This is a genomic window from Pseudomonas putida (genome assembly GCF_002741075.1).
Taxonomy (GTDB): Bacteria; Pseudomonadota; Gammaproteobacteria; order Pseudomonadales; family Pseudomonadaceae; genus Aquipseudomonas; species Aquipseudomonas putida_T.
Genome location: NZ_CP016634.1, coordinates 1,417,221 through 1,432,214, shown reverse-complemented (window position 1 = coordinate 1,432,214; position 14,994 = coordinate 1,417,221). Strand labels below are relative to the sequence as shown.

The window sequence follows — 14,994 nt, the reverse complement described above, 5'->3', positions numbered from 1 at the left end:
CCCATCACGCGCCCGCACATGCGGGCCTCTAATTCCAGCGCCCTGCACTCGTGCAGGGCGCTTTCGTTTGCGCTCACGCCTCACTGCCGTATCATGGCCCACCTGTCTTTTCTGCTGGGGCCTGGTGCCCTGGCCTCTCTTCTGGAGTACCCATGAGCCTGCACGATCTGCACGCCCTGCCCGGCGTCACCGCCACACCGGATGCCGCCACCACCAACTTCGTGTTCAACCACACCATGCTGCGTGTCAAGGACATCGAAAAGTCGCTGGACTTCTACACCCGCGTGCTGGGCTTCAGCCTGGTGGACAAGCGCGACTTCCCAGAAGCCGCCTTCAGTCTGTACTTCCTGGCCCTGGTGGATCCCGCCCAGATTCCAGCCGATGACGCCGAGCGTCACCAGTGGATGAAGTCGATCCCAGGCATCCTGGAGCTGACCCACAACCACGGCACCGAGAACGACGCCGAGTTCGCCTACCACGATGGCAACACCGATCCCCGCGGTTTTGGCCACATCTGCATCTCGGTGCCGGATGTACGCGCCGCCTGCGAGCGTTTCGAAGCCTTGGAAGTGCCGTTCCAGAAGCGTCTGTCGGACGGCCGCATGAAGCACCTGGCCTTCATCAAGGATCCGGACGGCTACTGGGTCGAAGTGATCCAGCCGACCGCGTTCTGAGCCTCGACCGCCAGGGCACGCTCGTCGGGTCGGGAACTCCCGGCCCCTCGCTGTGGTATATGGAATAGACCGCTTCCACGCCACAGCGAGGTAAAGGACGATGCAAACCCTTCACTGTGAATACCGCGACCACACCATCACCGCGAGCGTCATGACCCACCCCGGGTCGCCGCTGCCGTTCGCTGCCGGCTGCCTGATCACCGATCCACAAGGGCACACCAGCCGCCGTCTGTCGCTGCCGATGAAGATGGCCTTCCTGTCCGACCTGGGGAACGCCCAGCACGCCGCGCTGGCCCATGGCCGCTGGCTGGTCGATCAACAGCTCGACGGCGATCACCAGGTGTTCTGAGGACTCGAAGCTGATGCTCCCGAGGGAGCGAGTTCACCCGCGAATGCATCGACGAGTGCACCACCGCTTTCGCAGGGAGACCCGCTCCCATAGGGCGCGTGCCGAGGCTAAACCTCCCGCGCAAACGCCACCGCCGCCGCCACCTGCTCATCGCTCGGCCGCACCCCCGTGTACAGCACGAACTGCTCGAGCGCTTGCAACGCGATCACCTCCAGGCCGGTAATCACCGGCTTGCCCAGCGCCTCGGCATGGCGGATTAACGGCGTGCGCGCCGGCATCGCGACCACATCGAACACTTGCTGCGCTGCTGCGATGGCGTCCGAGGTGAACGCCAGCTCATCTGCCTCAGGGCCGCCGGCCATGCCGATCGGCGTCACGTTCACCAGCATCGGCGGGCAAAGGTCGCCCAGCTCCGGCAGCCAGCGATAGCCACACACATCCGCCAGTTGCCGCCCGGCCTGCTCGTTGCGCGCCACGATGATGCCTTCGGCGAACCCGGCATCGCGCAAGGCACTGGCCACCGCTTTGGCCATGCCACCACTGCCGCGCAGGGCGAACGCGGTGCCAGGGTCTACCTGGTGGCGTTCGAGCAACTGGCGCACCGCCAGGTAATCGGTGTTGTAGGCCTTCAGGTACCCGCCTTCGTTGACCAGTGTATTGACCGACTCGATCGCCGCCGCCGAGGGATCGATTTCATCGACCAGGGCCATGCAGGCTTCTTTATAGGGCATCGACACACCGCAGCCGCGAATCCCTAAGGCGCGGATCCCTGCCACGGCGGCGGGCAGATCCTGGGTGGTCATGGCCTTGTAGTAGTAGTCCAGGCCCAGCTGCCGGTAGAGGTGATTGTGGAAACGCACCCCGAACGTACCGGGACGACCGGCCAGGGAAATGCACAGCACGGTGTCTCTGCTCGGTGGAATCGTCATTGCCCCGCCCTCCTAGGCTGAATCGTTTACGTAGCGTAACAGAGGGACTGCCTCGTACCTGAGTTAACGTTGATATAACTGATTAGCACTATTGAGGAAGTTGATTTCAAGCCGAGTCGGATGCCCGATAAGGTAGCCCCATGTCCCACAGGAGGTTCCCCATGGCCACTATCCAGATCATGTCCGTCATCGGCAGCGCCGTCCCGGCTACCCTGCGAGAACAGGGATTGCTGGCCTGCTGGTACCTGACCCGCAATGGCGAGACCGTCAGCGGCCCGCTGATCTCCCGTGCCACCGCCCAGGCCCTTGCCGAGCGCCTGCAGGCCGCCAGCCTGCTGGCCTGACCGAATTTGTTGTGCGTTGCTCCCCCAAGCCTCTGTTGCCCGCCTCCTTGGCGGGCTTTTTTTGCCCGTCGTAAATGCCATCACTGCGCAGCCCCTGTGTGCGGGTTTACCCGCGAAATCATCTGTGGATCCTCCAGCCCTTTGCGGGTAATCCCCATACAGCAATAGGCATCCAGCCGACGGACGGAGTGCGCGGAACCGTTCCAGCATGAAGGTTTTTTCATTTCGCCCCCCGCGCTCAACGAGCAATCGACAGCCGTTCGGCCATACTCCAAAATGCATCGGTTTTTTGGGGGAAACCCTTGCACAGCCAACGACATACCAACTTTTAGTGAGCCTCAACGTGAAAACTTCCCTGTCCATCCTCAGCCTGCTGCTGTTGCTCACAGGAACCGCGACCCTTCCGTCGACCGCTGCTGCACAACCCCCGGCCCAGGTACAACGCGATCCCGCCAAGCTGCACCTGGCCTCCGGCAGCGCCCTGCTGATCGACCTGAATACCAATCAGGAGTTGTATTCCAGCCATGCCGACCGCGTGGTGCCCATCGCCTCGGTCACCAAATTGATGACCGCCATGGTGGTGCTGGACGCCAAGCTGCCCATGGATGAGATGCTCACCATGACCATCGCCAACAACCCGGAGATGAAAGGCGTCTACTCTCGCGTACGGCTCGGCAGCCAGCTCGACCGTCGCGAGACCCTGCTGATCACTCTGATGTCCTCGGAGAACCGTGCGGCCAACAGCCTGGCCAACGCCTATCCGGGTGGCTACGGAGCCTTCATCAAGGCGATGAACGCCAAGGCTCGCAGCTTGGGCATGGCGCACACGCGCTATGTCGAGCCCACCGGCCTTTCGACCCAGAACGTTTCCACGGCACGTGACCTGGCCAAATTGCTGATGGCCTCGCGCAAGTACCCGATGCTCAGCGAGCTGTCCACCACCCGCGAGAAGACCGTGGCGTTCCGCAAGCCCAACTACACGCTGGGCTTCCGTAATACCGACCACTTGGTCAACAAGAGCAACTGGGACATCAAGTTGACCAAGACCGGCTTTACCAATGAGGCTGGGCATTGCCTGGTGCTGCTGACCAAGATGGACAACCGCCCGGTGGCCATGGTGATCCTGGATGCCTTCGGCAAGTACACCCACTTCGCCGATGCCAGCCGTATGCGCCAATGGCTGGAGACTGGCAGCGCCAAGCCGGCGCCAGCGGTGGCCATGCAGTACAAGGCAGACCGCCAGAGCCGCCCGCGCCTGGCCAACGACTGATCCGCGATGCTCAAGGCGCCCCTTGGTTGGGGGCTGAGCGGCCATGCAAGGCTGCAAGGGCGTGCCAACCTTGTTTCGCGGGTAAACCCGCTCCCACAGGTATAGCGGAGTTCTTGAAAGCACCGCAGAACCTGTGGGGGTTTACCCGCGAATGCACAGCCTCGGTTTCCGGCCTGGCTACTCCCACAGGAATGGCGGGGTTCTTGAGAGCACCGCAAAACCTGTGGGAGCGGGTTTACCCGCGAATGCGCAGCCCCGGTTTCAGGCCTGGGTACTGACCATGCCGCCGGCGCTGCTGCCGCCGGTTTTGCTCAGGGCTTCCAGCAGTTGTGCGGTGGCGGCCTGAATCTCACCGCTGATCGTGGCGATGCTCGCCTGCTTGGCGGTGATCGCTGCCAGCTTGCTGGTTTCGTCCATGTTCTGGGCCGCCAGCTGCGCCAGTTGCTTCTGCTCCTCGGCCAGCTGCTCCTGCAGCTTCTTGATCATCTCCCGCAGTTGCTTGATGTGCGGCGGCTCACCGCTGTCTTCGGCGCTTTGCGCCTGCTTGGCCTGTTTGGCCTGCCCGGTTTCACGCAGCCCGGAAAAATCGGCCTGCACGCTCGCCGGCTTGCCCTGTTCGGCCTTGTCCGCCTCGGCCGCCTGAGTGGCCGTGGCCAGCGAAGGGGTGGCGATGTTGATCCCTGTGATGCCTACCATGTGTTTCTCCCTGCCCCTGGGGGCTATTTCGACGCAAGTACTATCGACCGCCCGGCGCATTTCTTGAATCGCAGCCCTCGGCAATAAATTTACCGCCCTGCCACTCGTCCACCTGATACCCGAGCCCTGCCCTGGCCCATACCTGCCCGGCACCTCGCCCGATCAGCCCCACAACGAGATGGCAATGACCACGACCCGTTCCCGCAAAGCCCTGTACATCGGCCTGCCCCTGGCCCTGGTCGCGGCCCTTGGCGCCGCTGGCTACTTCCACTGGTTCGGCCAGGCCCCTGGCTACCCACGCCCCATCGTCGAACAGGCCAACGCCCTGCACGAGCACATACTGTCCTTCGACAGCCACGTGACGGTGCCACTGGACCTGGGCACAGCAGGCAATGAGCTCGACAAGGATGGCCCCGGCCAGTTCGACCTGGTCAAGGCCGGCCGTGGCCGGCTCTCTGGCGCGGCGCTGACCCTGTTCGGCTGGCCGGAGATCTGGAACGGCCCCAACGCCCCGCACCGCCCCACCCCAGGCTTCGTCGACGAGGCCCGCCACCAGCAGGAAGTGCGCTACAAGATCATCACCGGCATGGTCCGCGACTTTCCCAATCAGGTCGGCATCGCCTACACCCCCGAGGACTTCCGGCGCCTGAACGGCGAAGGCAAGTTCGCCATCTTCATCAGCATGCTCAACGCTTACCCCCTCGGCCATGATCTTTCGCAGCTCGACCTGTGGGCCGCGCGTGGCATGCGCATGTTCGGCTTCAGCTACACCGGCAACAACGACTGGGCCGATTCTTCACGCCCGCTGCCGTTCTTCAACGACACCGCCGACGCCCTGGGCGGTCTGTCGCCGCTGGGCGAGCAGGCAGTCAAGCGCCTGAACGATCTGGGCGTGATCATCGATGTGTCGCAGATGTCCACGTTGGCCCTGAAGGACGTCGCGCGCCTCTCCCGTGCCCCGATCGTCGCTTCCCACTCGGCGCCACGGGCGCTGGTGGACATCCCGCGCAACCTCTCGGACAAAGAGATGCAACTGATCAAGGACAGCGGCGGCGTGATCCAGGTGGTCGGCTTCGGCCAGTACCTCAAACCGCTGGGCAAGCCGGTGCTGGACAAGCTCGACGCCCTGCGCGCGCGTTTCGACCTGCCGCCCTTGCAGGGCCTGGCCAACGCCCTGATGCCGGGCGATGCGGTGATCGCCATCTGGCCCGAGGCCCGCTTCGGCGAATACGCAAGCGCCCTCTACGGCATCCTCGACGAAGAACCCAAGGCCACCCTCAAACAGTACGTCGATGCCATCGACTACACCGTCAAGAAAGTCGGCATCGACCACGTCGGCATCAGCTCGGACTTCAACGACGGCGGCGGCCTGGAGGGCTGGAAGGACGTCAGCGAAATCCGCAACGTCACCGCCGAACTGCTGACCCGCGGCTACAGCGAAACCGACATCGCCAAGCTGTGGGCCGGCAACTTCCTGCGCGTGTGGGAGCAGGTGCAAAAATCCGCCCACCCCGTCGCCACCCGCTGATCAAGGCCAGACCGCTCATGAGCAACCGCCGCACCTTCCTCAAGCAAGCCGGCCTGCTGGCCGCCAGCCTGCCGATGATGCCCCACGCCCTGGCCAGCAGCGCGCCTGCGCTGCCGCTGACCGGCCAGGACAAGTGGCGCCAGCTGCGCACGCTGTTCCCCCAGGCGCCGGACGTGATTCACCTGTCCAACTTCCTGGTGACCACTCACCCCCGCCCGGTGCAGGAGAGCATCGACCGCTACCGCGCCGAGCTCGACCGCAACCCGGCGCAGTGGATGGACTGGCACAGCCAGGCGGTGTGGAAACGCGAGGCCGACGTGCGCGAATGGGCCGGGCGCTACCTGGGCGTGAAGCCGCGCCAGATCGCCCTGACCGGCAGCACCACCGAAGGCCTGGGGATGATCTACGCGGGCCTGAAAGTGGCGTCACACCAAGAGATCCTGACCACCGAGCACGAGCACTACTCGGCCAACACCAGCTTCGATCTGCGCCAACGCCGCCAAGGCACCCAGGTGCGCAAGCTGCGCCTGTTCGACGAGGCCTGGAATGTCAGCACCGAACGCATCCTGCAGACCCTCGACCGCGCCATCGGCCCCAACACCCGCGTACTGGGCATGACCTGGGTGCACTCGGGCAGCGGCGTGAAACTGCCCATCGGCCAGATCGGCGAGCTGGTGCGCCGGCACAATCGCGACCGCGACGAGCAGGACCGCATCATTTACGTGGTCGACGGCGTGCATGGGTTTGGCGTGGAGAATGCGCAATTCGCCGACTTCAACTGCGACTACTTCATCGCCGGTACCCACAAGTGGATGTTCGGCCCACGGGGTACAGGGCTGATCTGTGCCGCCAGCGAAAAACTGCAGGACCACCTGGTGCCGACCTTCGCCACCTTCTCCGAGGACGAGGACTTCGCCACCATCATGACCCCCGGGGGCTACCACAGCTTCGAGCACCGCTGGTCGGTGGGCAAGGCCTTCGAGCTGCACCTGCAATTGGGCAAGGCCGACGTGCAGGCGCGCATCCACCAGCTCAACGACTACTTCAAACAGCGCCTGGCAGAAATCGACCAACTCCAACTGGTCACCCCGCAAGGCAACACCCATTCGGCCGGGTTCACCTTCTTCCGCGTCAAGGCCCAGGAAGACCAGGACCGCTTCGCCAACTACCTGATCGAGAACCGGGTGATGGTCGATGCCGTGTACCGCGACGCGGGCCCGGTGATCCGCACCGCACCGGGGCTACTCAACAACGAGCAGGAGATCGACCGCACCCTCGCACTGCTCAAGCGCACGCTTTGACCGCCACAGGAAGGAACCCACGATGCCCACGAACCTGCTACGCCCGTTATCCCTACTCGGCCTGCTCGGCTGCCTGCTCGCAGGCCCGGCGCAAGGCGCCCACGACCATAAGCCCGGCGAGGTGTTCCAGGACTGCAAGGACTGCCCGCAGATGGTGGTGCTGCCAGCCGGCAGCTTCCAGATGGGCACCCCGGATGACGAGCCCGGTCGCCAGGCCGATGAAGGCCCGATGCACCTGGTGACCCTCGACAAGCCCTTCGCCGTCAGCCGTTTTCACGTCACCGCAGGCCAGTGGCAGGCCTACCTCAAGCAGACCGGCACTGTCATCGCCGACGGTGACGATCGCCCAGGCCGGCGCTGCACCAACAGCGTGCCGAGCTACAAGCTCGACCCCAAAACCGCCGACCGCCACCCTGCCGTGTGCATGAGCTACAAGGATGTCGAGACCTATGTCGCATGGCTGTCGAAAAAGACCGGCCATACCTACCGCATGATCAGCGAGGCGGAGCGCGAATACGCCGCCCGTGCCGGCAGCACCGGGCCGTTCCCCTTCCCCCTGGACCCGGATGCCGCGTACGAAATCACCCGCCATGCCAACGTCTACGGTCCCAAGGACGGCTACAGCTACACCGCCCCCGTGGGCAGCTACCCACCCAACGCCTTTGGCTTGTACGACATGCACGGCAATGTCTACGAGTGGACCGCCGACTGCTACCACGACAGCTACGTCGGCGCCCCCAGCGATGGCAGCGCCTGGAAGGAGCCCAACTGCGAGCTGGTGCAACTGCGCGGCAACGACTGGGGCGAGGCCCCGATCTTCTCGCGTTCAGGCAACCGCAATCAGACCTATCCAGATGACCGTGGCGACTGGATCGGCTTTCGCGTCGTCCGTGAACTCGAGAACGAGAAGAGTTCTAAATTGCACGGCTGACGGCTCGTTCTATCGGTGTACATGCGCAGGACCCGGGTGCCGTCACGGCACCCACCTTCGACAGACCCCGAGGAATCGTCAACCATGAGCCAGCACCCTACCTCCGAGCCCCTTCACGACCTCATTGGCGTCGGCTTCGGCCCTTCCAACCTGGCCTTGGCCATCGCCCTGGAAGAACTCGCCGACACCCACGGCTACGCCCTCGATGCCCTGTTCATCGACAAGCAACGCAACTACCGCTGGCACGGCGACACCCTGGCCACCCAGAGCGAACTGCAGATCTCCTTTCTCAAGGACCTGGTGTCCCTACGCAACCCGACCAGCCCCTACAGCTTCGTCAACTACCTGCACCAGAAGCAGCGCCTGGTCGACTTCGTCAACCTGGGCACCTTCTACCCCTGCCGCCTGGAGTACAACGACTACCTGCGCTGGGCGGCCGATCACTTCGCCACCCAGGCCGCCTATGGCGAGGAAGTGGTACGCATCGAACCGGTCCTGGAAGCCGGGCGCATCCAGCACTTGCAAGTGATCTCCCGCGACGCAGCCGGCCAGGAGCGTCGCCGTCTGTCCCGCTCGGTGGTGGTCGGCACCGGCGGCACGCCGAAAGTGCCGGCGACCTTCGCTGCGTTCAAGGGTGATCCGCGGGTCTTCCACCACTCCACCTACCTCAAGAGCCTGGCCGCCCTGCCCTGCAGCGAAGGCAAGCCGATGCGCATCGCCATCATCGGCTCTGGCCAGAGCGCGGCGGAGGCCTTCATCGACCTGAACGACAGCTACCCGTCGGTGAAAGTCGACATGATCGTACGCGCCTCGGCCCTCAAGCCCGCCGACGACAGCCCGTTCGTCAATGAGATCTTCGCGCCGCAGTACACGGACCTGGTGTTCAACCAGAGCCAGCCCGAGCGCAAGAAACTGATCGACGAGTACCACAACACCAACTACTCGGTCGTGGACATCGACCTGCTCGAGCGCATCTACGGCATCCTCTATCGCCAGAAGGTCGCCCACCAGTTCCGCCACGCCGTGCTCTGCCGACGCCAGGTCGAGGCGGCCACCGCCACCGCCGAGGGCATCGAACTGACCCTGCAGGACCTGGCCACCCACCAGCAACAGACCCACCGCTACGACGCGGTAATCCTCGCCACCGGCTACGAGCGCCGTTCGCACCGCGAACTCCTGGCACCACTGCAACAGCACCTGAAGGACTTCGTGGTCGATCGTGACTACCGGGCCCTGGCCAGCGACGACCTGCAGGCGGCGGTGTACCTGCAAGGCTTCTGCGAAAGCTCCCATGGTTTGTCCGACACCTTGCTCTCGGTGCTGCCGATGCGCGCCAGCGAAATCGGCCAGTCGCTGTACCAGACCCTGGCCGGCCAGCGAGCCGGGCTGCGTGAAGCCGTCGCCCTGAGCCGCGCATAACGCGCGGCCCTTTCCTGAGGACGCTTCATGAGCTCGACAACGGCTACATCCCGCGAACTGCTTTCGATCCTGCGCCCGCTGCTGCCCACCCTGGCCATCTCCATCGTACTGGGGATCGTCGGCGGCCTGAGCGTGACGGCGCTGCTGGCGCGGATCAACGCCCTGATGCACAGCGAGCAGGCCATCGCCAGCGCGGTCATGCTCGGCTTTGCCGGGTTGTGCGCGCTGGCTTTGGGTTGCGCCATCGCCGCGAACATCGGCACCAACTACGTTGGCCAGCATGTGATCGCGCGCCTGCGCATCTCCCTGGGCGGCAAGGTGCTCTGCGCCCCGATCGAGCAGTTGGAGCGCTACCGCAGCCATCGCCTGATCCCGGTCCTGACCCACGACATCGACACCGTGAGCGACTTCACCTTCGGCCTGCCGCAGCTGATCGTCTCCCTGACCGTGACCCTGGGCTGCCTGGGCTACCTGGCAATGCTCGATGGGACGATGTTCCTGATCACCGCCAGCGCAGTGGTGCTGGGCTGCATCGCCCAGTACGTGGCACGCAGCCATGGCATGGGCGGCTTCGAAGCGGCGCGGGAGGAAGAAGACCAGTTGCAGAAGTATTACCGCAGCATGGCCGAGGGGGCCAAGGAGCTGCGCATGCACCGCCAGCGCCGGCACACCCTGTACCGCGAACAGGTGATCCCCACCGTGCAGCGCATCGCCGCCTTGCAGATCCGCTCGGTGAACATCTTCCTGAGCGCCAGCACCTTCGGCTCGCTGCTGTTCTTCATGGTCATCGGCCTGTGCCTGGCCCTGCAGACCTGGGGCGTACCGGTCGAAAACAACGTGCTCAGCGGTTTCATCATGACCTTGCTGTTCATGAAAGGCCCCATGGAGTCGGTGCTCAGCCTGCTGCCGCTGATCAGCCGCAACGCCGTCGCCGTCAAGCGCATCGCCGAGATGAACGCTGCCTTTGCCACACCCGAGCCGTTCCTGCTGCCCAGCACCGAGAGCGGCCCACGCCCTGTGTTCAAGAGCCTGGAACTGCGCGGGCTGACCTATGCCTTCCCCAGCGTCGACGGCCTGCCTGCCTTTGGCATGGGGCCGCTCGACCTGAAGGTCATGCCGGGCGAGCTGCTGTTCATCGTCGGCCAGAACGGCAGCGGCAAGACCACCCTGATCAAGCTGTTGCTGGGCCTGTATGAGCCCCACGGCGGCCAGGTGCTGCTCAACGGCCAAGTCATCGGCCCTGCCCAGCGTGACGACTATCGCCAGTTGTTCACCACCGTGTTCGCCGACTTCTTCCTGTTCCAGGAGCTGCTCGCACGCAAGGGCGTGCTGCCCGAGCATACCCAGGCCTACCTCGAACGCCTGGAGCTGGCGCACAAGGTGACCATCCGCGACGGCGCGTTCTCCACCACCGATCTGTCCACCGGCCAGCGCAAGCGCTTGGCCCTGCTCCACGCCTGGCTCGACGAGCGCCCCGTGCTGGTGTTCGACGAGTGGGCCGCCGACCAGGATCCAGCGTTTCGCAAGGTCTTCTACACCGAGCTGCTGCCGGACCTCAAACGCCAGGGCAAGACGGTGATCGTGATCTCCCACGACGACCGCTATTTCGACCTGGCTGACCAGCTCATCGACATACGCAGCGGCCAACTGCATCCCTTGACTGAACGCGCCTGAACCTCAGGCGCGCCACTTTTCTAACGGCCTGAAAGAATTTTTTCCGGTTTTCAGAAGGCTATGCGTCTTCTTCTTGAATACGAACAACTCTCATTAACCCCAAAATTACAAGTTCCCTCGAAGGAAACACGATGTCTGTCAAACACGCACTGTCACCGCTGGCCCTGGCTCTCATGCTGCCTTGCGCGGCCATCGTCCAGGCCCAGGAAGTCCAGTTGAACATCCCGTCGCAACCGCTAGGTTCGGCGCTGCAAGCCCTCGGCCAGCAGACCAACCTGCAGATCCTGTTCAGCCCCGAGACGGTCGGCGGCAAGCGCTCCACCGCGGTCAACGGCCGCCTGGACCCGCAACAGGCCCTGCGTCAGATGCTGCAAGGCACCGGTGTGCGCTACAGCATCGACGGCTCTCAAGTCACCCTGCAGGGCCCCTCGGCCGGCGACGCTCTGGAGTTGGGGAACATCCAGATCGACGGCAAGGCCCTGAGTGCCACCTCCGAAGGCACGCATTCCTATGCGGCCCAGGCAGTGACCATCGGCAAAGGCACCGAACGCCTGAAGGACATCCCGCAGTCCGTGACCGTGGTCACCCGCCAGCGCATGGATGACCAGAACATGAACAACCTGCAGGACGCGATGCGCCAGGTCACCGGCGCCACCATCAAGACCTACAACACCGGCTCCAGCCTCAACGACGTGTACATGCGCGGCTTCTTGGTGGACCAGGTGCAGGTCGATGGCGTCTCGCAGATCACCGGCCAAGGCGACATGGCCACCAGCTTCGACCTGGCGATGTACGACCGCGTCGAAGTGCTGCGCGGCCCGAGCGGCCTGTACGCGGGCTCGGGCGAGCCTGCCGGGACCATCAACGTGGTGCGCAAGCGCGCCCTGGACACCTTCGCCCTGAACGGCGAAGTGGCCGCAGGTTCCTGGGATCGCTACCGCACCATGGTCGATGTCACCGGCCCGCTGAACGCCGAAGGCACGATCCGTGGTCGTGCGGTCACCGCCTACGAGAACAACAAGTCGTTCGTCGACTACGTCGAAAACGAACGCCCGATGTTCTACGGCCGCCTGGAAATGGACCTGGACCCGAGCACCACCCTGTCGTTCGGCGGTGCCTACCAGAAGAACGACTCCACCCCGGCGTTCGGCCTGCCGGCCTATGCCAATGGCAAGCTGCTGGACGTGGGCCGCCACACTTACATCGACGCCAAGTGGAACACCCTCAAGGAAGAGACCTGGGAAGCCTTCACCGAGCTCGACCACGCGCTGGACAACGGCGGCCAGTGGAAGACTTCGCTGACCTACCGCGACGCCCGCACCCCGACCCGCGAGTTCACCTGGACCACCGACGGCGTGGACCCGGCGACCAACACCGCCATGGCGTCGATGTACTCCTACTACACCCGCATCAAGACCCTGGGCCTGGACAGCTTCGTCACCTCGCCGTTCACCTTTGCCGGGCGCACCCACGAGTTCACCCTCGGCGGCGAATACCAGCACCTGGACAAAGCCTTCACCTACGGCACCGCGGACCTTGACGGCGACGGCTGGGCGGACGGCTTTCCGATCGGCATCGGCGGCGCCAACGACCTGCCGCACCTGGACATGCCCCACACCAACTTCAACTACTCCAAGAGCGAGCAGTACGGGATCTACGGGCGTACCAAGCTCAGCGTGACCGACGAGCTGGACGTGATTCTGGGCAGCCGTGTGACCTGGTTCGAGGCGCACGCGAAGAACGCCAACACCTTCTTCAACAACTTCGGCAACCCGTCCACCGAGACCAATGCCAAGGCCATCCCCTACGGCGCCATCGTCTACAAGCTGACCCCCGAGCTTTCGGCCTACGCCAGCTACACCAGCGTGTTCAAGCCACAGAGCGAAACCGACGCGACCGGCAAGCAGATGGTCGGCCCGCGCAAGGGCAAGCAGTATGAAGTGGGTCTGAAGCAGGAACTGCTCGATGGACGCCTGAACGCCTCCCTTGCGATGTTCCAGATCTTCGACGAGAACCGTGCCCAGTGGAACGGCGTCAACGGCTACGAAGCCAGCGGCAAGGTCCGCAGCCAAGGCTGGGAAACCGAGCTGACCGGCAACCTGACCGACAACTGGAGCATTGCCACGGGCTATGCCTTCACCATGACCAAGCTGCTGGAGGACGACACCACCAACGGCGTGAGCAAAGGCAGCCAGTTCAGCACCATCACGCCCAAGCACAACTTCAACCTGTGGACCAAGTACGAGTTCCTCGACGGCGCGCTCAAAGGCTTCCATGTGGCCGGCGGTACCCGTGTGGTCAGTGAGACCTCCTACACCCGTGGTGCCGTTGACTTCGTCCAGGGCGGGTACGCGGTCACCACCGCGCAGGTGGGCTACAAGTTCAGCGAGAACCTGAGCTCGACCCTGACGGCCAACAACCTGTTCGATCGCAAGTACTACGATCGGGTCGACAGTGCCTGGGGGTCGAACTTCTATGGCGAGCCACGGAACCTGACCTTGACCTTGCGCGCCAGTTATTGATTGTCGCCAGGCAGGACCAGAAGGCCGGAGCCGCTTGATGTGGGCTCCGGCTTTTTCGTTGGGGCTGTGTTGGTTCTGAGGTTCGTGGGCTTATCCAATGAATTGGGTGACCACGCTGCTCTCAAGGACACCGCCGAACCTGTGGGAGCCGGTTCACCCGCGAACACCGGCAACGCCGGTGCCATCCACCACGCAACCTGCTCCGCGGGCAACCCACGCCCGCAAGGCTGACGATGACTCCTGTGGGAGCGGGTTCACCCGCGAACACGGGCGAAGCCCGTGCCATTCACCGCAAAACAGGCGCCCTGAAAGAATGCAATTTGGTGGAAGCCTGCGATGGGCCGCGCAGCGGCCCCAAGGCGCTCAGAGTCGCCGCTGGATTGCCTGCGCCAGCGTCGTCAGCATCCCAGGCACTTCCCCTACCACTTCGCCCATGCGCGCAAAGTCGTGGGTCATGCCTGCCTTGACTTCGCATGCGATCTCAAGCCCAGCCCCGCGCACCCGTTCGGCATAGGCCAGGCCTTCATCGAGCAGCGGGTCGAACTCGGCCAGCCAGAGGATCGTCGGCGCCAACTGCGCCGGCAACTCGGCATAGATCGGTGAGAAGCGCCAGTCCAGCCGGTCCGCTACGTCGCGCTCGTACTGCCGGTAGAACCAGCGCAGCGACTGCTTCTCCAGCAGGTAACCCTCGGCGAAGCGTTCCAATGAGGGCCGTTCCACCGCCGCATCCAGTACCGGGTACAGCAGCACCTGAGCCTTCGGCCGTAACGTCAGTTGCTCGGGGGCCGAAGCGGCGCGGATCGCCAGTGCGGCCACCAAACTGCCGCCGACGCTGTCGCCGACCAACGCCACCCGTTCGGCATCCAGGCCATGCCGGGCGCCTTCGTTCAACAGCCACAGCACCACGTCCTCGGCATCGTTGAACGCGGTGGGAAACTTGTGCTCCGGCGCCAGGCGGTAGTCCGCCGACAGCACCACGAAATCCCCCGCCAGGGCCAAGCGACGGCACAGGATGTCGTGGGAATCCAGGCTCCCCACCACATAGCCGCCACCATGAAAGTACACCACCACCGGGCGCAATTGTTCCCTGCCCTGGGCGCGCTGATAGGTACGCGCCGCCAGTGGTTGGCCATCGCGGCTGGTAATCGTCAACTGGGTGATTTCCAGGTTGCCGGTCGGGGCGCTGTCCAGCAGCTGTGAGGCCAGGTCGAACTGCTCGCGTGCCTGTTGCGGCGAGAGCTCATGCATGGGCTGGCGCTTGCCGGTCAGGCGACCGGCCTCCACCAGCTCGAGAAATCCTTCAATATCGGGGTGCAGCGGCATCGATCGGTCTCCAATAAAAAACCACGCTCGACTC

Annotated in this window: 13 protein-coding genes; 10 read left to right on the top strand and 3 right to left on the bottom strand. The window is 64.2% G+C overall.

Annotated features, from left to right (window positions below):
• Positions 1–152: 152 nt before the first annotated feature.
• Together gloA and IEC33019_RS06785 are read left to right on the top strand one after the other, a co-directional pair.
• Complete coding sequence (gene gloA / locus IEC33019_RS06790; RefSeq protein WP_070091011.1) at positions 153–674, top strand: lactoylglutathione lyase; 522 nt, start codon at positions 153–155, stop codon at positions 672–674.
• 100 nt (positions 675–774) lie between these two features.
• A complete protein-coding gene (locus tag IEC33019_RS06785; RefSeq protein ID WP_070091012.1) occupies positions 775–1,023 on the top strand; it encodes a hypothetical protein in 249 nt (82 codons plus the stop codon).
• A gap of 107 nt (positions 1,024–1,130) precedes the next feature.
• On the opposite strand, the gene IEC33019_RS06780 is transcribed toward IEC33019_RS06785, so the two are convergent.
• A complete protein-coding gene (locus tag IEC33019_RS06780; protein WP_070091013.1) occupies positions 1,131–1,952 on the bottom strand; it encodes a shikimate 5-dehydrogenase in 822 nt (273 codons plus the stop codon).
• Positions 1,953–2,113: 161 nt separating this feature from the next.
• On the opposite strand from IEC33019_RS06780, the gene IEC33019_RS06775 reads away from it, so the two are divergent.
• Both IEC33019_RS06775 and pbpG read left to right on the top strand, forming a co-directional pair.
• On the top strand, positions 2,114–2,296 hold the full coding sequence (locus IEC33019_RS06775; protein ID WP_070091014.1) for a hypothetical protein: 183 nt from the start codon (positions 2,114–2,116) through the stop codon (positions 2,294–2,296).
• 343 nt (positions 2,297–2,639) lie between these two features.
• Positions 2,640–3,566, top strand: a complete 927-nt coding sequence (gene pbpG, locus IEC33019_RS06770) for a D-alanyl-D-alanine endopeptidase (RefSeq protein ID WP_070091015.1) — start codon at positions 2,640–2,642, stop codon at positions 3,564–3,566.
• Between the two features lie 261 nt (positions 3,567–3,827).
• On the opposite strand, the gene IEC33019_RS06765 is transcribed toward pbpG, so the two are convergent.
• On the bottom strand, positions 3,828–4,262 hold the full coding sequence (locus IEC33019_RS06765) for a hypothetical protein (protein WP_099593218.1): 435 nt from the start codon (positions 4,260–4,262) through the stop codon (positions 3,828–3,830).
• A 184-nt stretch (positions 4,263–4,446) separates the two neighbouring features.
• Between IEC33019_RS06765 and pvdM the strand changes: the two genes are divergently transcribed.
• The 6 genes from pvdM to IEC33019_RS06735 all read left to right on the top strand — a co-directional run bounded on the left by pvdM (position 4,447) and on the right by IEC33019_RS06735 (position 13,637).
• Complete coding sequence (pvdM, locus tag IEC33019_RS06760) at positions 4,447–5,790, top strand: pyoverdine-tailoring dipeptidase-like protein PvdM (protein ID WP_070091028.1); 1,344 nt, start codon at positions 4,447–4,449, stop codon at positions 5,788–5,790.
• 17 nt (positions 5,791–5,807) lie between these two features.
• Positions 5,808–7,091 carry a pyoverdine-tailoring periplasmic protein PvdN gene (gene pvdN / locus IEC33019_RS06755; RefSeq protein ID WP_070091029.1) on the top strand — a complete coding sequence of 428 codons (1,284 nt, stop codon included), beginning with the start codon at positions 5,808–5,810 and terminating at the stop codon, positions 7,089–7,091.
• A gap of 22 nt (positions 7,092–7,113) precedes the next feature.
• The gene (gene pvdO / locus IEC33019_RS06750) at positions 7,114–8,022 is read left to right on the top strand and encodes a dihydropyoverdine dehydrogenase (RefSeq protein ID WP_070091030.1); all 909 of its coding nucleotides are present in this window, start codon (positions 7,114–7,116) and stop codon (positions 8,020–8,022) included.
• An 84-nt stretch (positions 8,023–8,106) separates the two neighbouring features.
• Positions 8,107–9,441 carry a lysine N(6)-hydroxylase/L-ornithine N(5)-oxygenase family protein gene (locus IEC33019_RS06745; RefSeq protein ID WP_070091031.1) on the top strand — a complete coding sequence of 445 codons (1,335 nt, stop codon included), beginning with the start codon at positions 8,107–8,109 and terminating at the stop codon, positions 9,439–9,441.
• A gap of 27 nt (positions 9,442–9,468) precedes the next feature.
• Positions 9,469–11,115, top strand: a complete 1,647-nt coding sequence (locus IEC33019_RS06740) for a cyclic peptide export ABC transporter (RefSeq protein ID WP_070091032.1) — start codon at positions 9,469–9,471, stop codon at positions 11,113–11,115.
• Positions 11,116–11,246: 131 nt separating this feature from the next.
• A complete protein-coding gene (locus tag IEC33019_RS06735; RefSeq protein WP_070091033.1) occupies positions 11,247–13,637 on the top strand; it encodes a TonB-dependent siderophore receptor in 2,391 nt (796 codons plus the stop codon).
• A 363-nt stretch (positions 13,638–14,000) separates the two neighbouring features.
• On the opposite strand, the gene IEC33019_RS06725 is transcribed toward IEC33019_RS06735, so the two are convergent.
• Entirely contained in the window at positions 14,001–14,960 is a 960-nt protein-coding gene (locus IEC33019_RS06725) for an alpha/beta hydrolase (protein ID WP_070091034.1), read from the bottom strand.
• Positions 14,961–14,994: the final 34 nt, after the last annotated feature.